At 62.9% G+C, this 23741-nt stretch carries 20 protein-coding genes; 14 read left to right on the forward strand and 6 right to left on the reverse strand.

Going from position 1 to position 23741, the window contains the following annotated elements; all coding sequences use genetic code 11:
• Together VG320_RS20815 and VG320_RS20820 are read left to right on the forward strand one after the other, a co-directional pair.
• The coding region (locus tag VG320_RS20815) for a beta strand repeat-containing protein (protein WP_414696087.1) at nt 1-1505 on the forward strand (1505 nt) is incomplete at its 5' end.
• A gap of 209 nt (nt 1506-1714) precedes the next feature.
• On the forward strand, nt 1715-2341 hold the full coding sequence (locus VG320_RS20820; protein WP_327201954.1) for a hypothetical protein: 627 nt from the start codon (nt 1715-1717) through the stop codon (nt 2339-2341).
• 26 nt (nt 2342-2367) lie between these two features.
• Here VG320_RS20820 and VG320_RS20825 read toward each other — a convergent pair whose 3' ends face one another.
• Nucleotides 2368-3300, reverse strand: a complete 933-nt coding sequence (locus tag VG320_RS20825; RefSeq protein ID WP_327201955.1) for a 3-hydroxyacyl-CoA dehydrogenase family protein — start codon at nt 3298-3300, stop codon at nt 2368-2370.
• Between the two features lie 221 nt (nt 3301-3521).
• On the opposite strand from VG320_RS20825, the gene bla reads away from it, so the two are divergent.
• Together bla and VG320_RS20835 are read left to right on the forward strand one after the other, a co-directional pair.
• The gene (gene bla, locus VG320_RS20830) at nt 3522-4397 is read left to right on the forward strand and encodes a class A beta-lactamase (protein ID WP_327201956.1); all 876 of its coding nucleotides are present in this window, start codon (nt 3522-3524) and stop codon (nt 4395-4397) included.
• Nucleotides 4394-5542, forward strand: a complete 1149-nt coding sequence (locus VG320_RS20835) for an acyltransferase (protein ID WP_327201957.1) — start codon at nt 4394-4396, stop codon at nt 5540-5542. The genes bla and VG320_RS20835 overlap by 4 nt, the downstream gene beginning before the upstream one ends.
• On the opposite strand, the gene VG320_RS20840 is transcribed toward VG320_RS20835, so the two are convergent.
• Nucleotides 5539-5937, reverse strand: coding sequence for a DUF934 domain-containing protein (locus VG320_RS20840; RefSeq protein WP_327201958.1), 399 nt, complete (start codon nt 5935-5937; stop codon nt 5539-5541). The two genes, VG320_RS20835 and VG320_RS20840, sit on opposite strands and share 4 nt — an antisense overlap.
• The gene (locus VG320_RS20845; protein ID WP_327201959.1) at nt 5937-7727 is read right to left on the reverse strand and encodes a nitrite/sulfite reductase; all 1791 of its coding nucleotides are present in this window, start codon (nt 7725-7727) and stop codon (nt 5937-5939) included. Before VG320_RS20845 ends, VG320_RS20840 begins: the two co-directional genes overlap by 1 nt.
• A gap of 215 nt (nt 7728-7942) precedes the next feature.
• Here VG320_RS20845 and VG320_RS20850 point away from each other — a divergent pair, with 215 nt between their 5' ends.
• The 4 genes from VG320_RS20850 to VG320_RS20865 all read left to right on the forward strand — a co-directional run bounded on the left by VG320_RS20850 (nt 7943) and on the right by VG320_RS20865 (nt 12362).
• Complete coding sequence (locus tag VG320_RS20850; RefSeq protein WP_327201960.1) at nt 7943-9109, forward strand: phytanoyl-CoA dioxygenase family protein; 1167 nt, start codon at nt 7943-7945, stop codon at nt 9107-9109.
• Between the two features lie 61 nt (nt 9110-9170).
• A complete protein-coding gene (locus VG320_RS20855; RefSeq protein ID WP_327201961.1) occupies nt 9171-10337 on the forward strand; it encodes a DNA topoisomerase IB in 1167 nt (388 codons plus the stop codon).
• A gap of 32 nt (nt 10338-10369) precedes the next feature.
• A complete protein-coding gene (locus tag VG320_RS20860) occupies nt 10370-10951 on the forward strand; it encodes a pyridoxamine 5'-phosphate oxidase family protein (protein ID WP_327201962.1) in 582 nt (193 codons plus the stop codon).
• 211 nt (nt 10952-11162) lie between these two features.
• Nucleotides 11163-12362, forward strand: coding sequence for an HWE histidine kinase domain-containing protein (locus tag VG320_RS20865; protein ID WP_327201963.1), 1200 nt, complete (start codon nt 11163-11165; stop codon nt 12360-12362).
• A gap of 1 nt (nt 12363) precedes the next feature.
• Here VG320_RS20865 and msrA read toward each other — a convergent pair whose 3' ends face one another.
• The 3 genes from msrA to msrB form a co-directional block, all read right to left on the reverse strand.
• Nucleotides 12364-13113 (reverse strand): peptide-methionine (S)-S-oxide reductase MsrA, encoded by a 750-nt coding sequence (msrA, locus tag VG320_RS20870; protein ID WP_414696089.1) that lies wholly within the window; start codon nt 13111-13113, stop codon nt 12364-12366.
• A gap of 53 nt (nt 13114-13166) precedes the next feature.
• Nucleotides 13167-15002 (reverse strand): cytochrome c biogenesis protein DipZ, encoded by a 1836-nt coding sequence (locus VG320_RS20875; RefSeq protein WP_327201964.1) that lies wholly within the window; start codon nt 15000-15002, stop codon nt 13167-13169.
• Nucleotides 15003-15066: 64 nt separating this feature from the next.
• The gene (gene msrB, locus VG320_RS20880; RefSeq protein WP_327201965.1) at nt 15067-15591 is read right to left on the reverse strand and encodes a peptide-methionine (R)-S-oxide reductase MsrB; all 525 of its coding nucleotides are present in this window, start codon (nt 15589-15591) and stop codon (nt 15067-15069) included.
• Nucleotides 15592-15797: 206 nt separating this feature from the next.
• Between msrB and VG320_RS20885 the strand changes: the two genes are divergently transcribed.
• From VG320_RS20885 to VG320_RS20910, 6 genes are all read left to right on the forward strand, one after another.
• Nucleotides 15798-16556, forward strand: coding sequence for a response regulator transcription factor (locus VG320_RS20885; RefSeq protein WP_327201966.1), 759 nt, complete (start codon nt 15798-15800; stop codon nt 16554-16556).
• On the forward strand, nt 16553-18052 hold the full coding sequence (locus tag VG320_RS20890) for a HAMP domain-containing sensor histidine kinase (RefSeq protein ID WP_327201967.1): 1500 nt from the start codon (nt 16553-16555) through the stop codon (nt 18050-18052). Before VG320_RS20885 ends, VG320_RS20890 begins: the two co-directional genes overlap by 4 nt.
• Before the next feature lie 363 nt (nt 18053-18415).
• Complete coding sequence (locus VG320_RS20895) at nt 18416-20554, forward strand: TonB-dependent hemoglobin/transferrin/lactoferrin family receptor (RefSeq protein ID WP_327201968.1); 2139 nt, start codon at nt 18416-18418, stop codon at nt 20552-20554.
• Nucleotides 20555-20586: 32 nt separating this feature from the next.
• Entirely contained in the window at nt 20587-21663 is a 1077-nt protein-coding gene (locus tag VG320_RS20900) for a hemin-degrading factor (protein WP_327201969.1), read from the forward strand.
• Between the two features lie 72 nt (nt 21664-21735).
• Nucleotides 21736-22206 (forward strand): Fur family transcriptional regulator, encoded by a 471-nt coding sequence (locus VG320_RS20905; protein ID WP_327201970.1) that lies wholly within the window; start codon nt 21736-21738, stop codon nt 22204-22206.
• A 455-nt stretch (nt 22207-22661) separates the two neighbouring features.
• Nucleotides 22662-23741 (forward strand): porin (locus tag VG320_RS20910; protein ID WP_414696088.1); only part of this gene is annotated, 1080 nt, incomplete at its 3' end.

Genomic DNA, 23741 nt, shown 5'->3' on the forward strand with positions numbered 1-23741 from the left:
GTGCATCGGGTAGTGAGCCGCTCGCTCCTGTGACTGGCGCTGTGAATACGATCACTGGCGCGTTGTCGGGTGCTTCGGGTAGTGATCCGCTTGCTCCTGTGACTGGCGCTGTGAATACGATCACTGGTGCGTTGTCGGGTGCATCGGGTAGTGACCCGCTCGCTCCTGTTACTGGCGCTGTGAATACGATCACGGGCGCATTGTCCGGCGCGTCGGGTAGCGACCCACTCGCCTCCGTGACGAACGTTGCAAACGCTGCAACGAGCACGCTCGCCAGCGCAGCGAACGCCACCACGGGCAATCTCGCGAATACGGTCAATGCGGCGACGGGCACGCTTGCTAACGCGGTCAACACCGAAGTGGCGGCACTGAGCACGGCGTCGGGATCCACAACGGCGAATGTGGTGAACACCGTCGATTCGACGACGGGCATCGTCGCAAACGCGTTGAACTCGGGATCGAGCACGCTGGCCAGCACGCTCAACTCGTTGACGGCCGCTGCATCGGGCGCTGGCGGCAGCGATCCGCTTGCTCCGGTCACGAGCGCCTTGAACACGGTGACAGGCACGCTGGCAAGCGCAGCAGGCAGCAACCCGCTTGCGCCGGTTACGAACGCGGTGAACACCGTCACGGGCACGTTGGCAGGCGCGGCGGGCGGCGATCCGCTTGCTCCGGTCACGGGCGTCGTGAACACGATCACTGGGACGCTGGCAGGCGCAGCGGGCAGCGATCCGCTTGCACCGGTCACCACCGCCGTCAACACGATAAGCGGCACGCTCGCAAGCGCGGCAGGCAGCAACCCGATCGCGCCTATTACGAGCGTCGTGAACGACGTCACGGGCACGTTGGCAGGCGCGGCGGGCAGCACGCCACTCACCCCGATCACGAGCGTCGTCAACACCGTAACCGGCACGCTCGCAACCGCCGCAGGTAGCAACCCGCTCGCTCCGGTCACCACTGCGGTCAACACCGTAACCAGCACGCTGGCAGGCGCGGCAGGCAGCAACCCGCTGACGCCGATCACGACCGTCCTCGGCAGCGCCACCGCGCCGGTAAGCACCACCGTGAACACCGTCACGAGCACGCTCGCCGGCGCCAATCCGATCGCGCCGATCACGGGTGCGCTCGGTGCGGTCACGGGCGCGGCTGGCACCTTGACGGGCACGCTGGGTAGCGTCGCGAAGAACAATCCCGTGACGCCGCTCGTGAGCGCGGCGACGGGCGCCCTCGGCTCGACGCTGGCTTCGGCTGGCACGGTGACGACGTCCGTGACGGCGGCAATCGGCGCGGGCGCGAGCGTTTCCAGCACCGCCGCGAACACGGGCACGGCGACGGCGGGGCAGACGGCCGCCACGACCGCGTCGACGGCGACCAGCGCACTCGCACCGGTCACGGCGCTTGTCGCGTCGATCGGCTCGACGGCGACGCACGCGGCTGGATCGGGCAGCGCGCTTTCGCCGGTCACGAACCTGCTCGGCTCGGTCACCGGTGCACTGCCGAAGTAACGTAGCCGAAGCAACCGAAGCGCAACCAACACGTTAGTCGAGGAGAAACGGGCCGATAATCCACTCACACCAAAGGCCCACCGTAGTACCTGGAAGCCGGCCTCGCGCCGGCTTCTTCTCGTTCAGCGCGTGTTTCGCACCTAAGCTATGATCCAGCCGCGGACCAGCGCGATCTGGACATTCATACGGTGAATACGGCGAATACGTTGATGAGCAGCTTACGTTTGCATCTCTGTTCGATCTTCGGCACGGTGGTCGTTTACCTGCTGACGCTCTGGGTCGACGAACGACTGTTCCTGCACAGCGGCTTTCCGCGCTTCGTCGAATGGATTTATCTGCCCACCGGCATTCGTCTCCTTAGCACGCTGCTGCTGGGCATGGACGGCGCGATCGGGCTGCTGGTCTCGGCGCTGCTGGTCGACTTCTTCCATTATTTTCCGCACGATCCGGTGCGGGCGATTGCGGGTGCAATCATCAGTTCGGCGGGGCCGTATGGCGTTTATCGCCTGGCGCTCGAACGCTATGGCCTCAAGGCGTCGCTGGCGAATCTCACGGCCCGGCGCCTGCTCGTGCTGGCGTTCGCGGTCGCCTTCACGAATGCCACCTTGCATCACCTCTGGTTCGCGCTGGCAGGCTCGACGCCGGATCTGCTGCAGAGCTACAGCATGATGTTCGGCGGCGATCTGCTCGGCGCGCTGATCCTGCTCTACATTGTCAAGGGACTGCTCACGCTGTTGCCCGCGCAGCCAGGCCACTCGCGCATGACCGACGGGATGTTCCGCGTGCGGCTGGCGCTCGATAGCGCCTACAACAACCAGTTGCGGCTGCGCGCGTAACGACTGGCTGCACGCCCGGCGCACCTTCAACCGCCCGCAATCAACCTGCGCCGCGCCGCCTTCACCCGCGCGAGACGCGCTTCGTCCCACTCGTAGAAGCCCGCGCCGCTGCGCACGCCGACGCGCCCGGCGGCCACCTGTTCGCGCAGCAGGTCGATCACGTCCTCGTCCTTCGCGAGTTCGGGCATCAGATGCGATGAAATATCGACAAAGGTATCCAGGCCGCCCATATCGGCGCTTTCGAGCGGCCCGACGATACTCCAGCGCCGCCCCAGCGACGCCTTCATCACGCGATCGACCACCTCCGGGCTGGCCGCGCCCGAGCGCACGATATTGAGCGCTTCGCGCAGCACCGCGAACTGCAGACGGTTGCCGACGAAACCCGCAATCGACTTCGCAAGCACCACGGGCTCCATGCCGATTGCGCTCATCAGCGCTTCGGTGCGCGCTGTGACTTCGGGCGTGGTGGCGCTGCCCGGCACCACCTCGACGAGCGGAATCATATGTGGCGGATTCCAGAAGTGCGCAATCACGAAGCGTTCGGGCGCGCGCAGCGCCTGGGCGAGACGGTCGGGCTCGAAACCGCTGGTGTTGCTCGCCAGAATCGCATCGGGCGCGAGCACGTCATTGAGTTGTGCGTAAAGCCGATGCTTGAGGTCGAGCACTTCGGGCACGGCCTCGAACACGAACTGCGCCTGCGTCATGACGTCGAGTTGCGCGCTTGTTTCGATGCGTGCGAGCGCCGCCTCACGCGCGGGGGCATCGATACGCCCGGCGTCGATCAGTTCGTCGAGCACGGCCTGTGCCTTTGCGCTCACACCGGCGAGGCGCGCGGCGTCGACGTCATGGACGATCGTGCGCAGGCCGTGCAGCGCGCATTGCGTCGCGATGCCCACGCCCATCAGCCCCGTGCCGATCACGCCGGCGACGCTCACTTTGCTTCCGATGTTGCTGTTCATGCCCCTGGCCCTCCTTGACCGCGCGTTTTAAACGTAAGCGAGCCGCAAGCATAGCGCGTCGAGAGTGTTGACCGGATTGTGAGGCACACCTTGAAGACTGGAAGCCCAATCAAAAGCCATTCAATGCGCAATAGCTACCGCTTTTCAGCCGCTACGTTTTCGTGTGACCATGCCTGGCGCTTCGCTGGACGAACTTGCCTCTACGTGAACAGGAAAAAACAGTGACTCATTCGCTTACCCGCCGCAGATTGATCCTCGGTTTGCCCATGCTGGCCGGCGTGTTCGCCGCGCCGGCCGCCTTCGCACAAAGCACCTCGCCGCTTGCCGATATTGAGCGCCGTCATGGCGGACGACTGGGCATCTACGCCATCGATACCGGCACGGGCCGCACGCTCGAGCATCGTGCCGACGAGCGCTTCCTGATGTGCAGCACCTTCAAGGGCATGCTCGCGGCGCAGGTGCTCGCGCGCGTCGATGCAGGCAAGGAGCAGTTGGATCGCCTCGTGCATTACACGGCGCAGGACCTCATCTTCACGTCGCCCGTCACGAAGGCCAACGTCGCGCGCGGCGCGCTGCCGGTGCGCACGCTTTGCCAGGCGATCGTCGAGCAAAGCGACAATACCGCCGCAATTCTTTTGATGCGCAGCGCGGGCGGGCCTGCCGCGCTGACGCAGTTCATGCGCGGGATTGGCGATAGCGTGACGCGCTCGGATCGCTACGAGCCGGAATCGAACCGCTACAGCGGCGTGCTCGACACCACGACGCCGCGCGCGATGGCGGGCGCGGCGCGCGCCGTGCTGCTGGGCGATGTGCTGCGAGCGCCATCGCGCGAGCAACTGGAGCGCTGGATGATCGACTGCAAGCCGGGGCTCAACCGTCTGCGCGCGGTTTTGCCGGCGGACTGGCTGGCGGCGGATCGTCCCGGCACGAGCGTCGAGGAGCAGACCAACGATTACGCGCTCGTGCGCCCGCCTGGCCGTGCGCCCCTGCTGGTGGCCGCGTATTACGACGCCCCTGGCGTGAGCATGGATGCGCGCGAAGCGGTGTTGCGCGAGGCTGGCAAGGTGTTCGTACAGTGGGCGACGACGGCGGCATGATGCGTTCGCAACTCTCACACGCGACGCGAAACGCACAGATCGACATCATTCGCGGCGTCTCGATCCTGCTGGTGCTGTTTCATCACTTCAATATCGCGTACCGCCTGAACGATACGGCGCTGACACGCATGGTCGGTTGGGACGCATTGCGCGCCGTCGCGCGTAACGGCAACTATGGTGTGACGATGTTTTTCGTGACTTCCGGCTATCTGATCACGAGTCACGCCTATCAACGCTGGAATGGTCTGAGCCATATCGATGCAAAGGCGTTCTACGGTCTGCGCATCGCGCGCGTTGCCCCGCCGTTGATTTTGCTGCTGGCGCTGGTCAATGCGCTGGCGTGGGCCGGCGTCGCGATCTTCCAGAATCACGCGCCGATGGGCACACCCGTCTCGTTCTGGATCGTCAACCTGGCGTCGCTGACGTTCTGGATGAACGTGCTGATTGGCGCGCACGGGTGGGCGAACTATCCGTTGAGCGTCCTGTGGTCCTTGTCTGTCGAAGAGGTGTTTTACCTCGCGTTTCCGCTGCTCTGTCTCGCGTTGCGGCGCGAGTCCCAGCTGTTGGCGGTGTGGGCCGTGTTCATCGTCATTGGGCCGTGGTATCGATTCACCCATCAGGCGGATGAAGGTCAATTCCTGTACGGGTATTTCGCCTGTTTCGATGGCATTGCAATCGGCTGCTGTACTGCACTCCTCGCGAGGCGTTGGACTTTGAGCGGACTGGCACGAACGCTTTTGCGCCTGGGCACCGTCTCGGCCATGACGTTTCTGTATCTTTACTGGCCGATTTCGCAGAGCAATGTGTTCGGCGTTTCAGCGATGGCGCTCGGCACCGCCATCCTGCTGTTGACCTCGCGTGGCGGTGAGGCGACGTTGCCCGCGCTACAGTGGTTCGGCAGATTGAGCTATGAATTCTATCTGTTTCACCTGATCGTGCTCGGAATGTTGCGCACGCAACTTCCGCCGCCGGCCGTGAGTGGAAACGAAAAGCTGGTTTTGCTGGCGGTCTATCTGCTGCTGTCGGCGCTTGTGAGCATGGCGATCGCGCGGTTTTACGCCGAGCCTTTGAACCGGCGCATACGACGCTGGTTAGGCCCGGCACGGCGTCCGCTGATCGACAACGCCGAACGCATCAATACTTAATTGCCCGCGCCGCCACGCCACGGCGCGTCTCTGAGCACATCGGCCTGATAGAACGAGGCGAAGCGTTCGAGCTGGCGCTCGGCCTCGGCGCGCTCGACGCCTGCCTGAAGCACCGCGCTGGTGAAACCGGTGCGCTCCATTTGCAGCAGTTGATCGGCGAGCACGTCGCCGGTCGCGCGCAGATCGCCCCTGAAACCCAGACGCCGCCGCACGAGCCAGGCCTGGCTGAACGCGCGGCCATCGGTGAAGGCGGGGAAGTGCAGCTCCACGCGAGCCGCGCTGGCGATCTCCAGGGCATGCGCAAGCGGATCGGCGTCGTTGGGGAGCGTGAGAACGTTGTCCAGTGTGTCGAGCGCATGCTCGTGTGCGCTCAAAAGTCGGATGCGTGGCTTCATCATACGGCGGCCTGGGCGTTGGCCCGTGCGCTGTCCGCCGCCGCCTTGAACGGCTCCGGCCCCACACGTCGCACGGTTTCGATAAAGGTTTCCTTGCGTGCGCCACGCGGCTCGCGCAGCGCGAGATAGCGCGTGAGCAGCGCCTCGACGGCGTCGCACACTTCGTGTGCCGCGAACGATGGCCCGATCACCTTGCCGGGCCGCGCGTCGCCGCTGCGCGTGGAGCCGTCCGCGCCGCCAAGCGTAATCTGATACCACTCCGCGCCGTCCTTATCCACACCAAGAACGCCGATGTGGCCGCTGTGATGGTGGCCGCACGAATTGATGCAGCCGCTGATATGCAGGTCGATTTCGCCGATATCGTCGAGTTCGTCGAGATCCTGATAGCGCTCCATGATGCGTTGCGCGACGGGCAGCGAACGCGCATTGGCGAGCGCGCAGAAGTCGCCGCCCGGACACGCGATCATGTCGGTGAGCAGGTGTACGTTGGCGCTGGCGAGTTGCGCTGCCACGGCCGCTTGCCAGAGCGGGAGCAGGTCGTCGGCGTGGACCCACGGCAGCACGATGTTCTGCGTGTGGGTGACGCGCGCTTCGCCCGCAGAAAAGCGCTCGGCGAGATCGGCGACGCGTTCGAGCTGTGCGGCGGACGCGTCGCCTGGCGCCTGCAATAGTCGTTTGAACGACAGCGTGACGATACGCAGCGACGGCTCGCGATGCTGGGCGACGTTGCGCGCGAGCCAGCGCGCGAACTGCGGCGTGTTTGCGGCATACGCTTCACGTGCGGCAGTGGCCTGAGGATCGGCGGCGCGCTGCGAAAAGGCCTGCGCGGGCACCTGAAAATAAGCGCTCACGCGTGCGAGTTCGGTGTCGGGCAGGGTATGCGGGCCGCCGTCGCATTCGACGATCTGGCGGAATTCTTCTTCGACTTCATCGATAAAGCGCTGTCCTTCGGTCTTGACGAGCATCTTGATGCGCGCCTTGTACTTGTTGTCGCGGCGGCCGAACTGGTTGTAGACGCGCACGATGGCTTCGATGTAGTTCATGATCTGCCGCCACGGCAGGTATTCGCGCAGCACCACGCCAATGAGCGGCGTGCGCCCCATGCCGCCGCCCACCGCCACGCGAAAGCCCAGTTCGCCCTGCGCGTCGCGCACGAGGCGCAGGCCCACGTCGTGCCAGTCGGTGGCGGCGCGGTCCTCGGCGGCGCCGCTGATCGCGATCTTGAACTTGCGCGGCAGATACGCGAACTCGGGATGCAGCGTGGTCCACTGGCGCATGATTTCCGCGAACGGGCGTGGGTCCGCGATCTCGTCGGGGGCGACGCCCGCGCGCTCGTCGCAGGAGATATTGCGAATGCAATTGCCGCTCGTCTGGATGCCGTGCATATCGACGGTGGCGAGCAGGTCCATTACGTCGGCGGCTCTTTCAAGCGGAATCCAGTTGAACTGCACGTTGGTGCGCGTCGTGAAGTGCGCGTGATGCGTCGGCAGATGTGTGGTGCCCAGCTTGCGCTGCGCGTCGAGCGCATTGCGATAGACCTCGGCGTGCGGTGCGTCGTATTCGCGCGCGATATGCGCAAGCACGCGCAATTGCGCGCTCGACAGCTCGCCATAGGGCACCGCGACGCGCAGCATGGGTGCGTGGCGCTGGACGTACCAGCCGTTTTGCAGGCGCAGCGGGCGGAACGCGTCCTCGCTGAGCGTGCCGCGCTGCCAGCGCCCGATCTGGTCGCGGAACTGCGCGGCGCGGCTCGCCACGAAGGCCTTGTCGAATTCGTTGTAGCGATACATGGTGACTGCGTGTAACGGCGGTGAAAGCCGGCTGGAACGGATCGCCAACGGTATCGCGGCGCGGGCCGCATTCCAAGCAGCAGTTGATGCGAAAACGGGCGCAGCAGCACGAATATTTGCGGCGCTTGAGGGATTCCTGATGTGTTCCGGTTCACGCAGGGCGGCCGAACGGCGATATCTTCGACCTATCAATCAGAACGTAGTCAGGAGATAACATGAAGCCGCATCGGCACTATCGCGAAGAGGATTGTTTGCTGCAGGAGTTCATCGCCGTAGTGGAGGGTGACCGCGACGCTGTGCGCACCACGCATGCGCACAGCGTCCACGAGCATGTGCCGGTCTACGACTGCGCGCGCCTGGATCGCATGCTTGACGATGCCGTGGATCGCATGGCCTTGCAGGAGGAATGGGCCGATGTGCTAGAACAGGGCGCGGGCGTGTTCGTGCTCAAGCGCGCTTATGCCGATACCGCGACGATCGACGCGGCAACCGCCGTATTCGAGGCCATCATTCGCGACGAGCGCGCGGCGGGCAGCGCGGCGGCCGACCACTTCGCAAAGGCGGGCGCGAACGACCGCATCTGGAATGCGCAGCAAAAGCTGTGTGTGCGCGCGCCGGAGATCTTCGCGCGCTACTATGCCAATCCGTTTCTTGTGGCCGCTTCGCAAGCCTGGCTGGGGCCGTGCTATCAGATGACCGCGCAGGTCAATGTCGTGCGGCCCGGCGGTGCGGCGCAACAGGCGCATCGAGATTATCACTTAGGGTTCCAGATGGTCGAGCAGGCGCAGCGCTATCCGGCGCAGGTGCATGCGATGTCACCGTTTCTCACGCTGCAGGGGGCGGTGGCGCATAGCGATATGCCGGTCGAAAGCGGTCCGACCAAACTGCTGCCGTTTTCGCAGCGCTACGCGCCGGGCTATCTGGCGTGGCGGCGTCAGGACTTTCGCGATTACTTCGAGGCGCATCAGCGGCAAATACCGCTGGAAAAGGGTGACGTGATTTTCTTCAACCCCGCGCTTTTTCATGCCGCCGGTGAGAACCGCACGGCCGACGTGCAGCGTATGGCGAACCTGCTGCAGGTCTCGTCGGCCTACGGCCGGGCGATGGAGTCGCTCGATCGCACTGCAATGTGCGAGGCGCTCTATCCCGTGCTGCTGGAGCGGATTGCGCGTGATGATGTGAAGGAAGCGGAAGTCGAAGCCGTGATCGCCTCGTGTGCAGAGGGCTATCCGTTTCCAACGAATCTCGATAGCGATCCGCCATTGGGCGGCCTGGCGCCCGAAAGCCAGCAGGGTTTGATGAACCGCGCGCTGCGCGAGGCATGGCGACAGGAGGATTTTGTTGCGGCTATCCGCTCGCAGGCGGAGCGCAGATCGGCGTGAAGCGTTACCGCCAAGGCACGCTTGTTGCTCGGCAGAAAGCAGTAACTGCGGGAGACAAGCTGTGGCGACAAAACGAAAGAGCACGCAAAGTGTCGCCGTTGCCGGTGACGAAGGCGCACCGGAACCGCTGCCGGCGGGCCTGCGCTATGTCGACGATTCGCGTCGCGGCTACACGCGGGAGCGAATAGACGGCACGTTCGCATACTTCGACACGCAGGGAAAGCGCATCGCCAACGAGCGGGAAATCCAGCGCATCAATGCGCTGGCCATTCCGCCTGCCTACATCGACGTCTGGATTTGCCCTGATCCGCGTGGCCATCTTCAGGCCACGGGGCGCGACGCGCGTGGCCGCAAGCAGTATCGCTATCACCCGCAATGGCGCGAATCGCGCGACGCCAATAAATACGAGCGGCTGCTGGCGTTCGGCGCCGTGCTGCCGCGACTGCGCGCGCAGGTCCAGCGCGACCTGGCGCTTGACGGCATGCCGCGCAACAAGGTGCTGGCGACCGTGGTGCGTCTGCTCGACACCACGCTGATTCGCGTCGGCAGCGAGGAATATGCGCGCGAAAATCGTTCGTATGGTTTGACGACGTTGCGCAAGCGGCATCTGAAAATCTCCTCGCATACGCTGCGTCTGAAGTTTCGCGGCAAGAGCGGCATCGAGCACGATGTCGCCATCAGCGATGCGCGTATCGCTCGCATCATGCGGCGCTGCATGGATCTGCCGGGGCAGGATCTGTTCCAGTATCTCGATGCCGACGGCACTCACCATTCGATCGGATCGGCGGACATCAATCAGTATCTGCACGAGATAACCGGCGCGGATTTCACCGCCAAGGACTACCGCACCTGGGCCGGCAGTGTCTTTGCGCTCGCCGCGCTGCGAAAGCTCGAATGGGAAACGGTGACCGAGGCGCACCGGCATGTTGTCGGCACGATCAAGGCGGTCGCGCAGTTGCTACGTAATACGCCCGCGGTCTGCCGCAAGTGCTATGTTCATCCGGCCGTCATCGACGCATTCGAAGCGGGAGAACTGGCGGCGGCGATGTGCGCGTCGCGCCGGCGCGGCCTCAAGAACGACGAGACCGCGCTGATCGTATTCCTCCAGAAGGACGCGAAGCGGCGCGCACGTGAGCGCAGGAATGGGGCAGCAGGCGACACGCGCCTGACCCGCTTGCTCGCCAGATCGGTGCGCAAGGCCCGCGTCCAGACGGTTGCGGCGGGCTGAGCGACCATGCTGAGGAAAAATAGGGAAACGTGATGGACCTTGAACAGATTTACGCGCGGATATGGGCCAGTCTCGCCCGCGCGGCAGCAGAGAAAAACCAGCCATTCAAGACGATGCAAGCCGCGACGATCGGCCTGGATGGTGCCCCGAACGTTCGCACCGTGGTGCTGCGCAGCGTCAGCGAGCCGCGCGGCGAAATCATTTTTCATACGGATCTGCGCTCTCCAAAGATCGTCGAGTTGAGCCGGGAGCCGCGTATCGCGCTCGTCGGCGTCGATCCCGTACACAATCTCCAGATCCGCGTGACGGGCCGCGCCGAAGTCGTGCGCAGCGGGCCGGAGCGTCTGGAGGCCTGGCAGTCGAGTCCCGACCACACCCTGACGGTGTATCGGACCACGCTCGCGCCTGGAACGCCGATTCAACATCCTGACGAGGCGTTTGACGCAAACCCCGCCAGCGCGGGCGAGGAAGCAACGGGATTCGATCATTTCTGCGTCGTGAAAGTGCGCGTGGACAGTCTCGACTGGCTGGAACACTCGAAGAACGATCACCACGAGCGTGCACGTTTTTATCGCGAAGGGGAGCGCTGGTCTCAAGGCTGGATTGCACCGTAAGCGCGCTCTACCGCACAATGCGCGGAAGCGCCGATGGGCCCGCGCCTCGCCGTGGTAATGTGCAAGCGGCGGTGCAAAAGCCGTGCAAAAGCCGGTGCAAAAAGCCGCGCAAAAAGCAGGTCAAAATGCACGCGGCCGGCAGTTCGCGGTGCATCGCCACGGCTATCACACTGACCACGCATTCGATTTCCCCGTCGCTACGGAGAACGGCATGACCCACGATCCGGCGCAGCCACGAGATCTGTACATCACCGCGGAGTTGCACCGCAGAATTCCGAGGGTGACGGATTATCTCGGCGAGAAGCTTGCGCTTCAGGATATCGGCGCGCAGATGCTCGATCATCCCGAGCAGGTCCTGCCGCGGCTCGTGGAACGCGCGATGCAGGTGACGGGCGCGGCTTCCGCCGGAATCAGCGCCTTCGAGCCCCAGGAAGGCACGCCCGGGATATTTCGCTGGCGCGACCTGCATGGCGATCTGGCCCGTTTCGAAGGCGCCACCACGCCGCGCAACTACAGCCCGTGCGGCGTTTGCCTCGACCGCTTCGAGCCGACCTTGACCCGGCGCCCGGAGCGCTACTACGAGTGGATCGCGCAGGCCGGCGCGGTCTGTCCGGAAGTGCTGCTCGTGCCGCTCTACGTCGCGCGCGGGCAGCCGCTTGGCACCTTGTGGGTCGTATCGGAGCAGGAAGGACACTTCGACAGCGGGCACGCCAGAATCATGGGCGAGCTGGCTTCGTTCGCCGGGATTGCGCTGTCGGTCCTGCAGAACCAGCAACAACTGCAGGACGCGCTCGCTCATCAGGAGATGGTGAGCCGGGAAATGGAACATCGCGTCAATAACGTGTTCTTTGTGATCGACGCGATGATTCACGTCGGCAAGCGCACTGCCACGTCCACGCCAGAATTCGCGGACACGCTCTCCGGACGTTTGCAGGCTTTGGCGGCGGCGCACGCGCTCGTGCGCCGGGGATTTGGACTTGAGGCGACCGCCGCGCAGAGGCCGACATCGACTTTGCGCGAACTCGTCGATGCCATTTTCAAACCGTACGAAGCGGCGGACCAGCATCGTCGTGAGGTGCGGGGCGAGGATTTCGAGCTGAGCGATCGCGCGGTGACGAGCCTCGCGCTCATCTTTCACGAGCTGGCGACCAATGCCGCGAAATATGGCGCGCTGAGCGGCGAGGTCGGCCGCGTCTCGCTTAGCTGGGCCGCGCAGGGCGAAACGCTTGCGATCCGCTGGCAGGAGGAGGGCGGGCCGCCGGTCCAGGCCGCGCCCGAACAACAGGGCTTCGGCAGCATCCTCCTGCGCAATACGCTGATCCGCCAACTGGGTGGCAATTTCGTGACGCACTGGCGCAGGGAAGGTCTGCTGGTCGAGTGCTCGTTCCCGCTCGCGAGACTGCGCAGCTGATCTATTGCTTCATGTTGGCAGCCGTCTGAAACAACACCGGTTTCGTCAGATAAAGCGCAGGAAACAGGCTCTTCAAAGCGTCGACCTTTGGCATGTCGTTGATCGCGATATACGGATAGTCGGGATGAAGGGCGAGAAAATTCTGGTGGTAATTCTCCGCAGGATAAAAGCCCTTGAACGGCTCGACGCGCGTCACGATCGGGTCTGAAAACACATGCGCGCCTTGCAATTGCGCGATATACGCCTGCGCCACGTTGCGTTGCTGCGGATTCATCGGGAACACGGCGGAGCGGTACTGCGTGCCGTGGTCGGGGCCTTGATAGTCGAGTTGCGTCGGATTGTGCGCGACCGAGAAGAATATCTGCAGGATCTTGCCGTAGCTGATTACGGCGGGATCGAAGGTGATGCGCACCGATTCCGCGTGGCCGGTGTCGCCGTCGCTCACGCGCTCGTATTCGGCCGTGTCCGCCGCGCCGCCCGTGTAGCCGGAGGCGACCTGGGTGACGCCGCGCACATGCTCGAACACGCCCTGAACGCCCCAGAAGCAGCCGCCTGCCACGACGGCGGTTTCCGTGTGTGCGCTGCCGGCATGTTCGTCCTGGAGCGGCGCGGGAATCGGCACGGGGCGCTCATCGGAATGGGCACTGCGCTGCCAGAGCGCGACCGCCGCAATGACGATGGCCAATGCGCCGAATCGGGCAAACCTGCCCAATGAGGCGGGCTTGCGCATCGATGCAGAAGTACTTTTCATAAAAATCGGATTCACGATGTCATCCTTATCTTTGTGAGGCTGATCGGGTTGGGTCAACCGAAGGTAAAGGCAAAGGCCTGCACGCCGGGATCGAGGAACTGGATCGCGAAGGTGTGATCCGCCACATCGCCAGGCTGGCGCACGAGTTGATAGAGGCGCTGTCCCGTTACGGTGCCGGTGCCGTCCGCGGCCACGTCGCTGCCGTGCGCGTCGCCGGGCGCCTTGTCGTCCACCGTCACGCGAAAACGCACCGGCTTGCCGTCCGGCCGCGGTCCCAGCACCAGATGCAGGTCGCGAGCATGAAAGCGATAGACGATCTCGCCGCCGGGTTTGGCGAGCGTGGCGTGTTCGGCGCTCACGCTCCAGTCGCCAGCGAGCCCCCAATCGTTCAGGCCGGGATTCGAGGGCGCGCGATAGTCGTGCGCGCGGTCTTGCGCGACGCCGCCCGGCGATGCGAATCCTTTGGCGCGTTCGAAGCCGATATAGGTCTCGGGCGAGCGCATATCGGCGTTATCGGCCTGCGCCTGCACGCCGCTCTCTTTCGCGTTGCCGAGGCCGAGCGCGACATTCGCGGCGTCCGGGTGGCCCGCTTCCACCAGCAGTTGCTGGATTACGCGCTCGGATTGGTCGTATTCGCCTTCGCCAAAGTGTTCATAGCGGATCTGCCCTTTTGCATCGGCGAAATAGTGGGCAGGCCAGTATTCGTTGTCGAAGGAGCGCCAGATGGCGTAGTTGTTGTCGATCGCCACGGGGTAATCGACGCCGAGATCGTGGACCGCCTTGCGCACGTTGTCGATGTTGCGCTCGAAGGCAAACTCGGGCGCATGCACACCAATCACGACGAGTCCCTTGTCCTGGTACTTGCGCGCCCACGCCTTGACGTAAGGAAGCGAGCGCAGGCAGTTGATGCAGGAGTAGGTCCAGAAGTCGACGATCACGACCTTGCCGCGCAACGATTCAGCCGTGAGCGGCGGCGAATTCAGCCATTGCACCGCGCCCGAAAGCGGCGGCAACTGGCCGAGCACCGGCAGCGCGGGTTGCGTGGCGGCCTGCATCGCGCTTGATGTGCGCATCATCGCGCCGCCGTTCGCGGACATGGCGTTCGACGTGTCTGCAGGTACGTTGGCCAGTTTGGCCGGACCGCTCATCGCAAGATCGGGATGCCGCGCAGGCGCGAAGGCATCGACAAGATGCTGTTCCAGACCGCCCGTCGCCACGGTCGAAACGCGCGTGAGGAAGCCCGTATCCAGGCCCAGGGCAATCGCGGCGACACCGGCGAGCATCGCCACGCCAATGCCGCGGCGAATCCATTCGCCCGCGCCCAGCGAGCGCTTCATCGCCGCGAACACCCGGCCGCCAAGCAGCAGCGCAACGGCCAGCGAGGTCGCCGCGCCAGCCGCATAGGCCAGCAACAGCAGCGTCGTGCCCACGCTCGCTCCCTTGAGCGCCGCGCCGGTCAGCACGAGGCCGAGAATCGGCCCGGCGCAAGGCGCCCACAGCAGACCCGTGGCGATGCCGAGCAGAAACGACGAGCCGACGCCCGGCGCGCCGTCATGCTGTGCCGCGTTGGAAAGCCGGTTGCCGGCGTTCACGAGCGGTTGCATGATGCGGTCCGCGAAGCGGGGCATCAGCAGCGTCAGGCCGAACACGGCGAGCAGGATGATGGCGAGCCAGCGGCCATACTGGTTGGCCTGCGCGACCCAGCCTCCGCCCACGGCGGCGAGCGTGGCGACCAGCGCGAAGGTGGCGGCCATGCCGCCGAGCAGCGGCAGCCCGGAGCGCACGAAGGGCTGGTCGGCGCGCGCGAACACGAAGGGCAGCACGGGCAGAATGCACGGGCTCAGGATGGTGAGCACGCCGCCGAGATACGCGAGGACGATGAGTAACATGATGGTGTCGGGGTTGGGTTTGAGGCGCCGGGTGGGGCACTCACTGGGGCGCTCACTGGGGTAGTCAGGCCGCGCCGGGCTTGAACGTCATGGCGATGCCGTTCATGCAGTAGCGCAGGCCGGTTGGCCTCGGACCGTCGTCGAAGACGTGGCCGAGGTGGCCGCCGCAGCGATGGCAGTGGACTTCCGTGCGCACCATGCCGAACGAGGTGTCCTCGCGCTCGACCACGGCATGCTGGAGCGGCGCATAAAAGCTCGGCCAGCCGGTGCCGCTGTCGAACTTGGTGCTGGAAGCGAACAGATTCGTCCCGCAGCCCGCGCAGGCAAAGGTGCCCGTGCGGTGTTCGTCGTTGAGCGGGCTAGTGAAGGGCCGCTCGGTCCCCTCATTCCTGAGCACCTCGAACTGGGCGGGCGTGAGCAGTTTGTGCCATTCGGCGTCGGTATGGACCACGGCGAAATGTTCGCTCGAGCTGGCCGCCGCCGTATCGCCGCCGCCTGACTGGGCCGCTTTCGCGCGCCACTGGCCTAGCGCGGCCATCACCGCGAGTGCGCCGCCGCCGGACAACAGAAGCCGTCTACGGATATCCATTGTGTTCTCCTTGTGCGATGCAGCGTCGCCCGTCGGATTGGGACGGCGCGCATCCTTTACACGAAGCTTAGGCGGCGGCCGATATCGAAGTCCTCACGAAAAGTAAAATTAATTGTGATAACTCGATAGCGGAAAACTCTGCACAATGGGCGCTTCAATCCGGGGCGCTTTCTTTGCACCGCTTTGCCTCTCTTGCCTGAAGACACATGGACCAGACCAAACGCGTGCTGATCGTCGAGGACGACGCGGATATCGCCAACGTGCTGATGCTGCATCTGCGCGACGAGAACTATGAGGTCGTGCATAGCGCCGACGGCGCGCAAGGCTTGCGGCTGCTGGAGCAGGGCGGCTGGGATGCCTTGATCCTCGACCTGATGCTGCCGGGCGTCGATGGCCTGGAGATCTGCCGCCGCGCGCGCGCCATGACGCGCTACACGCCGATCATCATCACCAGCGCACGTTCGAGCGAGGTGCACCGCATTCTTGGACTCGAACTCGGCGCGGACGATTACCTCGCGAAGCCCTTTTCGGTGCTCGAACTCGTTGCGCGCGTGAAGGCCCTGCTGCGCCGGGTCGAAGCGATGGCGAAGGATTTGCGGCTGGAGGGCGGCACGCTGATGCTCGGCGGCTTTTCGATCGACCCGGTCACGCGCGAAGCGCAGGTCGATGGCAGGCGCATCGAGCTGACGCCGCGCGAATTCGACCTGCTCTATCACTTCGCCAGTCATCCGGGCAAGGTGTTCTCGCGCATGGAATTGCTCAATGCCGTCTGGGGTTATCAGCACGAGGGCTACGAGCACACGGTCAACACGCATATCAACCGCCTGCGCACCAAGATCGAAGCCGATCCGGCGCAGCCCGTGCGCATCCTGACCGTGTGGGGGCGCGGCTACAAGTTCGACCCGCTCGCGCCGGTGCCTTCGGGCAACGTCGCGCGCGATGAGTCGAAAGGAGAGGCGTCGTGAGACTTTCACTGACGCAGCGGGTATCCATCGTGTTTTCGGTGCTGCTGCTCGCTTGCTGCGGGGCGTCGGCGTGGCTGCAGATAAGGGCGTCCGATCTGCACGATCAGGAGGTCATCCAGGTGCTTTCTCATGACCTGGCGTCCCATATCGCGCGTAATTCGGCACTGATGGGCGCAGACGGTCCCAAACCGGCGGCGCTGCGCACATTGTTCGGACAACTGATGGCTGTGAATCCGAGCGTCGAGGTCTATCTGCTCGATGCGCAAGGGCACATCACGGGCGACGATGCGCCGCCGGGCCATATCCGGCGTACGCAAGTGGACTTGCAGCCGGTCAGGCGCTTTCTGGCCAACGATCCGTTGCCGATTCTGGGCGACGACCCGCGCAGCGCCGATGCCCGCAAGGTGTTCAGCGCCGCCATGGTGACGGGCGCCGATGGCCGGCCCGCCGGTTATATCTACGTCGTCCTGATTGGCGAGGCGCGCGACGCGCTGGCCTCGCGGCTCGCGCAAAGCACGGTGCTGCGCACCACACTCGGCCTGATGGCCGTTGTTGCGTCGCTGGGCTTGATCGCCGGTCTGATCGCATTTGGCCTCATCACGCGGCCACTGCGACGCCTGACCGACACGGTGAGCCGCTTCGATGCGTCGATACGCGCAGGATCGGAACCCGCGCCGCTCGCGCTCAGCCGCTCGGCGGCCCATACCGGCACACGCGACGAGATTGCGATGCTCGAACGCACCTTTGCGCAGATGGCCGACCGCATCGGCCTGCAGTGGCGCGAACTCAAAAGGCAGGACCAGGAGCGGCGCGAACTTTTCGCGAATATCTCGCACGATCTGCGTACGCCTTTGACTTCGCTGCACGGTTATCTTGAGACGCTGTCCTTGAAGGACGATACGCTGGAGGGGGCCGAACGTCGGCGTTATCTGGCGATCGCGCTGGCACAAAGCGCGAAGGTGGGGCGTCTTGCGCAATCGCTGTTCGAACTGGCGCGCCTGGAGCACGAAAACGTACAGCTCACGCTCGAAACGTTTCCGCTCGCGGACGTCGTGCAGGACGTGTTCCAGAAGTTCGAGCTTGCCGCGCAGGCGCGCCATATCCGTTTGCTGGCGGATATTGCGCCGCATTTGCCGGCGGTTTGCGCCGATCTCGGCATGATTGAGCGCGTGCTGACCAATCTGCTCGACAACGCGATCCGCCATTCGCCCCAGGGCGGCGAAGTCAGCGTCGAACTTGCCCGCGTTGGCGACAAGGTCAGCGTGGTGGTCAGCGACACGGGGCCGGGTATTGCGCCCGAGCTGCGCGCGGGCCTGTTCCTTCGTGCGCTCAGTTCAAGCGATGTGCGCCGCCAGGGCGGGCTGGGATTGTTGATCGTGCAACGAATGTTGCAACTGCATGGCAGCCGCATCGAACTGGTCGAACGCGAGCATCGTGGCGCGACGTTCAGTTTCACGCTCGCCACGGCGTCGGCGCGGGTGGCGCTCAAGGCTTGAAGCACGCGCGTTTCGAGGTTTCTGAAAGGTTCTGAAAACTGGAACGCAACAAAGCGTAATATTATCAAATGTAAATGAGAATGATTCTCATGTATATTCCCGTCGTTACTAAATCGTTCGGCCTGCGCGGGCCGGCAAGCGTATCGATAGGGGAAGATGTTGTTTCAACGAAGAATTCTGGCAACCCTGATTCCAGTTGCCCTCGCTCAATTGTGCGGCTCGCACAGCGCCTGGGCGCAAACCTCGGTCCAATCGTCCACGACGGCGACGGCGGCTTCGGACGTCACCGCAGGCACGGCAGCGGCGGTTAAAAAAACGGCAGACGCGGCGTCGCGCGTCGACAGTCAACTGAACGTGGTTTCGGTGACTGCGAGCCGTATCGGCACGACTGATCCTACTAAATCGGCTGCAACCGTGTCGGTCATCACGTCCGACGACATGGAGGAAAATAACGCCAAGGATATTAAGGACGCCTTGAAATATGAACCGGGCGTAGCAGTCAATCGCCAGGCCTATCGACCGAGCGGCATCGGCGGATCGACCGGTCGCGCCGGTAACGACGGCATCAATATTCGTGGCCTGGAAGGCAATCAGGTTCTGTTGCTCGAAGACGGTATTCCGCTGCCACAGACCTTTTCGTTTGGCTCGGGCGCGGCTGGCCGCGGTGACTATCTGAATACGGATCTGTACGAGCGTGTCGAGGTTCTGCGCGGACCGGCGTCGGTGCTCTACGGCAGTGACGGCTTGACCGGCGCGGTCAATTTCGTGACGAAAGATCCGTCCGATCTGCTCGGCATTTATGGCAAGAACACGTATTTCTCAGTGCGCTCGGACTATGATTCGAGCGATCGCAGTTGGGGCGGTACGGCCACGACGGCGTTCAGCGCCGCGAATGGCGCGGTGCAGGGTCTGCTTATGCTGTCTGGCCGCCACGGCCATGAACTGGACAACCACGGCAGCACCGGCGGGACTGGCGCGAGCCGTGACGAAGCCGACCCGGCAACCTACAACAACCGCTCCGCGCTGGCGAAACTCGTATTCACGCTTTCGCACACCGACAAGCTCAAGCTGACCGCGGAAACGCTCAACAACACCAGTTCTGTCGATAGTCTGTACGAGATCGGCAACTACACGTCGAACACGACTTCGTACAACACGACCAACGACGTCAGCAGCAATCGCGTCAAGCTCGAATGGGATCACGACGACGAATCGAATCGCTGGGTGCAGCACGTCAAGAGTTCGGTGTTTTACCGTAACGCCGCGACCGACCAGTCTTTGCTGATTGGCGAAACGACAGGCGACGTGACGCGTTACAACCACTATGGCGAGAGCATCGTAGGCGGCAATTCAGTGGCGGAAAGCTCGTTCAATACGGGACCGTTCTCGCATAAGTTGGTCTACGGGTTCGACGTGAGCGTGTCGCAATACAACACCGATTCCAACGGCAATACCGCCGACGCGACATCTGGCTATCTGGAGAATTTCCCGAAGACGCAGACGCTCAATCTGGGCGCTTATATGCAGGACAGTATTAGCTGGAACAAGCTGACCTTCGTGCCGGGTTTGCGCTTCGATTATTACCATATGACGCCCGACGCCGACAGCACCTATACGTCGGCGGCGAGTGCATCGACACAACCGCTTTCCAATTCCAGTGGCAATGCCTTGTCGCCGCGCCTGGCGTTTCTCTATGAGATTAGTCCGGCGATGGTGCCGTACGTGCAATATGCGCGTGGCTTCCGGGCGCCTTCGGCCAATCAGGTCAACAGCTATTACGGTGGCGGCGTGGCGGCGTCCGAATACCACACGTACTACGAGCAGGTTGGCAATCCCAACCTGAAGCCGGAAACCAGCAATTCGTTCGAAGCCGGTATGCGCGGCAAGCTTGCGTTCGGCACGAACCGCGTGTCGTATAGCGCGTCGGCATTCTATGGTCGTTACAAGAACTTTATCGATTCGGAAGTCGTGGGCGGCAGTCTGACCTCGGCCACCGACCCGGAAAAGTACCAGTACATCAACTTCAGCAGCGCGACGATTAAAGGCGTTGAAGCGAAGTTCGACTGGTTCGCGGGCGAATCGCTGGAGATCAAAGGCGGCGTTGCCTATACCGACGGCACCGAACAGAACACCGACGGCACGACGAGCGGCATCATGTCCATCCCGCCGCTTGCTGCGGTGCTGGGCATCAAATACCGCGGCGACGACCGCTGGTTCGTGGGCGCCGACGTGACGTATAACTCGCGCCGCAATACCAGCGACGTGAATACATCGACGACGAAGTATTTTTCGACGCCTTCGTACACGATCGTCGATCTGCATGCTGGCTACAAGATCACGCAGCACGTGAGCATCACCGCCGGCATCAACAATCTGTTCAACCGTAAATACTGGCGCTGGAGCGACGTGCGCGACCTCTCGGGCAGTTCGAGCTACGCGACCCTCAACGCCTATACCGCACCGGGACGCAATTTCAATGTCGGCATGAAAGTCGACTTCTGATATTCCGTCTTTAGAACTTATAGAGGAACACAATGAATCCAGTTGATTTTTCGGACACCCAGGCAGTTGCGCACTGGCGGGATGCCTATCTGGCGCATAAGAGCGCGCAAAAGCTGCGCCAGCGCGACGCGGCGGCTGCGATGCAGGTGAGTGAAGCGCAAGCCGTGGCAGCGTTTGTCGGCGTTAATGTCGTGCGCCTTAAGCCCGATTTCATGGGCCTGATCGCGCAAATGCCCCGGCTTGGCGCGGTGATGACGCTCACGCGCAACGAAGCGGCCGTGCACGAGAAAGACGGCATATTCGAGAAGGTGAGCGCGGAAGGTCATGTTGGCCTCGTGCTCGGCGCGGATATCGATCTGCGTGTGTTTCATCGAGGCTGGGCTTTCGCGTTCGCGGTTCGCGATACCCCTGCAAACGGCGAAATGAAGAGTTTCCAGTTTTATGATGGACAGGGAGAAGCCGTATTCAAGGTTTTCCTGCGCGCTCACAGCGATCATGCGGCATTTGATGCGCTGGTGGCGCAGTGGGCTGATCCTGAGCAATCGTCCGTACTCGCTCTGAAACCGGCGGCGCCCACGCCGCCGACGCGAGACGATGCGGATATCGATGTCACCGGCTTTCATGCTGCGTGGGATGGCATGCAGGACACCCACGACTTTTTTCCGCTGCTGCGCAAGTTTGGGCTGACGCGCACGCAGTCGCTGCGTCTGGCGCAGCCGCGCTATGTGACGCGCCTGGCCGATGATGTGATCGAGGCGCTACTGGTCGAGGCCGCGCGTGCGCAGATTCCTGTCATGGTGTTCGTCGGCAATCCGGGCATGATCCAGATTCACACCGGCAAGGTGACGAACATTCGCACCATGGGCCCATGGGTCAACGTGCTGGACGAGCGCTTCAATCTTCACCTGCGCGCCGATCTTGTGGCGAGCGCCTGGCTCGTGCGCAAGCCGACTGTCGACGGTATTGTCACGTCGGTCGAACTGTTCGACGCGCAAGGTGAAAACATCGCCATGCTGTTTGGCGCGCGCAAGCCCGGCAGCCCTGAACTCGACTCGTGGCGTGAACTGGTCGGGGCGATGCAACCGCATGCCGAACTGGCTGCGGCTTGATACCACTGCGGAATAGCTGAGAAATCGGGGAAGTTGTCGTGGCCGCGCTTCGACTTTCCCGGTGATTGTCATATGGAAAAAATTGAACCTCATAGTCCGAAGGACGTTGCCTGGCGCGATTTTGTCACCAGGCATATGAACGATCTTGGGCTGCGCGCCACGCCGACACGTATTGCCGTCCTGGTTTCGTTGTTCGAAATGAAGCAGGGCGTCAGGGCCGACGAGATTTACAGCTTTGCGAACAGGAAGGGGATCGGTCTGAGCCAGGCTTCGATCTATCGGAATCTGGTGGATTTCGAGCGTGTACGCATCGTCTCCCGACAATGGAATGCCGATAAGTCTGGCGCATCGGCCACGTTCTTTCTGCAATGTCCCCGCGGCCCGAACAGGATGCATACGATTACCTGCCGGAAATGCGGGCGCCGCGAGCGATTCGAGAATTCAGATCTTGCTGATCTCATGAAATCCGTCTCTTCGGTCAATATGTTTGGCTCTTCAGGACAAGCCGTGAATATCAGTATTGTCTGTGTTGATTGTGAGTGAGCGCGGATGGTCGCACGGGCGACGGCCAGCCTGGTCCGCGCCTGTCGGTTTCCTTTAAGCGTCTCTCGATCTCCTCCTCCCGTCCTTTCCCGCATCGCCCCAAATCCTTCCTCGCCGCCGCCGCGCCAGCGGCCAGCGCGCAGATTCCGCCCCAATTTATTCGTTGGCTTTCGCGTAGCTTTCGTCAGACGGTGTTTTGCTAAAAATATTATGGAATACCATAATATTTTGTGATTTTGCTCGTCTATAACATGGCATACCATATTATTTGACGAGTGAGACCAACGCACTGACCGGGTCGTCGGCATGTGTCTGGCCGCATACGGTCGGGTCCACACGCGGATCGGCCGCGCGGCTATCGCGTGCATTTCGCGTCAGGCAAGACAAGCAGAACGATAAGGATGCCGAATAAAAAATGCTGGATAGCAACGAATTTGACGAGGAAAGGAGAAAGCATGAAGCATCGTTCTACAAGGAAGGCGCAGATTGCGTGGCTGCTGGCCGGTAGCGCAATGATCGCTGTGAACGCGCACGCGCAATCATCGGTCACGCTCTACGGCGTGATCGACGAGGGGATCGATTACGTCAACAACAGCGGCGGCCATTCGCTGTGGCGCATGCGCGACGGCACCTATGACGGCGTCTACGGCAGCCGCTGGGGCCTGAAGGGCAGTGAGGATCTCGGCGGCGGACTGAGTGCGCTCTTCAAACTCGAGTCCGGTTTCAGCACGGAAAACGGTCAAAGCCGCCAGGGAGGCCGTCTGTTCGGGCGTCAGGCTTATGTGGGGCTTTCGGACACGCGCTTCGGCACGATCACGCTCGGGCGTCAGTATGATTCGGTGGTCGATTATTTGCAGCCGCTCACCGCGCCGGGGCAACTAGGCGGCCCGCTCGTTCACGCCGGCGACATCGATAATACGGACAACTCATTTCGCGTCGATAACGCGATCAAGTATGCGAGCCCGAAGATCGGCGGCCTGACTTTCGGCGGTCTCTATTCGTTCACGAATACGAACGCGCCGGGGCGTGGCACGACAGGACTATGGAGCCTTGGCGTCAACTACGCCATCGGCGGTTTCAATATCGCGGCGGCCTACCTGTACGCAAAAAATCCCGCCGTACTGCTGAGCGATGGCGACTTCGTCGGCAACACGACGGGTTCGGCCATCGGCGCGAGCGGGCCGTTCAGCTATGTCGGCAATCCCGCTAACGAGCAGGTTTTTGGTGCAGCACTGAATTACACGTTGGGATCGGCGACGCTAGGTGTCGATTACACCAACACCAAATTCAATGATGCCAACGGCACGAACGGCACCGTGATTTTCACCAACTACGAAGCATGGGGCCGCTATAACCTGACTTCGGCGTGGTATGTGGGCGCGCAGTACGTGTATACGCACGGCAATATCGGCTATAGCCAGCAGGTGCCGATTTATCACCAGGTGGGTCTCACGACAGCTTATGCGTTGTCGAAGCGCACCTCGATCTATGCGATGGGCGTCTGGCAGAAGGCGGCTGGCGCTGCGTCGAATGCC

Source organism: Paraburkholderia sp. (assembly GCF_035948235.1).
Taxonomy (GTDB): Bacteria; Pseudomonadota; Gammaproteobacteria; order Burkholderiales; family Burkholderiaceae; genus Paraburkholderia.

Excerpts from the sequence above, each read along its gene's own strand:
- VG320_RS20905 (WP_327201970.1), top strand. The coding sequence starts at position 21,736 with ATGGAAAAAATTGAACCTCATAGTCCGAAGGACGTTGCCTGGCGCGAT.
- msrB (WP_327201965.1), bottom strand. The coding sequence starts at position 15,591 with ATGGATATCCGTAGACGGCTTCTGTTGTCCGGCGGCGGCGCACTCGCG.
- msrA (WP_414696089.1), bottom strand. The coding sequence starts at position 13,113 with ATGAAAAGTACTTCTGCATCGATGCGCAAGCCCGCCTCATTGGGCAGG.
- VG320_RS20875 (WP_327201964.1), bottom strand. The coding sequence starts at position 15,002 with ATGTTACTCATCGTCCTCGCGTATCTCGGCGGCGTGCTCACCATCCTG.
- VG320_RS20845 (WP_327201959.1), bottom strand. The coding sequence starts at position 7,727 with ATGTATCGCTACAACGAATTCGACAAGGCCTTCGTGGCGAGCCGCGCC.
- VG320_RS20860 (WP_327201962.1), top strand. The coding sequence starts at position 10,370 with ATGGACCTTGAACAGATTTACGCGCGGATATGGGCCAGTCTCGCCCGC.
- VG320_RS20840 (WP_327201958.1), bottom strand. The coding sequence starts at position 5,937 with ATGAAGCCACGCATCCGACTTTTGAGCGCACACGAGCATGCGCTCGAC.
- VG320_RS20885 (WP_327201966.1), top strand. The coding sequence starts at position 15,798 with ATGGACCAGACCAAACGCGTGCTGATCGTCGAGGACGACGCGGATATC.
- VG320_RS20865 (WP_327201963.1), top strand. The coding sequence starts at position 11,163 with ATGACCCACGATCCGGCGCAGCCACGAGATCTGTACATCACCGCGGAG.
- VG320_RS20835 (WP_327201957.1), top strand. The coding sequence starts at position 4,394 with ATGATGCGTTCGCAACTCTCACACGCGACGCGAAACGCACAGATCGAC.
- VG320_RS20820 (WP_327201954.1), top strand. The coding sequence starts at position 1,715 with ATGAGCAGCTTACGTTTGCATCTCTGTTCGATCTTCGGCACGGTGGTC.
- VG320_RS20900 (WP_327201969.1), top strand. The coding sequence starts at position 20,587 with ATGAATCCAGTTGATTTTTCGGACACCCAGGCAGTTGCGCACTGGCGG.
- VG320_RS20825 (WP_327201955.1), bottom strand. The coding sequence starts at position 3,300 with ATGAACAGCAACATCGGAAGCAAAGTGAGCGTCGCCGGCGTGATCGGC.
- VG320_RS20850 (WP_327201960.1), top strand. The coding sequence starts at position 7,943 with ATGAAGCCGCATCGGCACTATCGCGAAGAGGATTGTTTGCTGCAGGAG.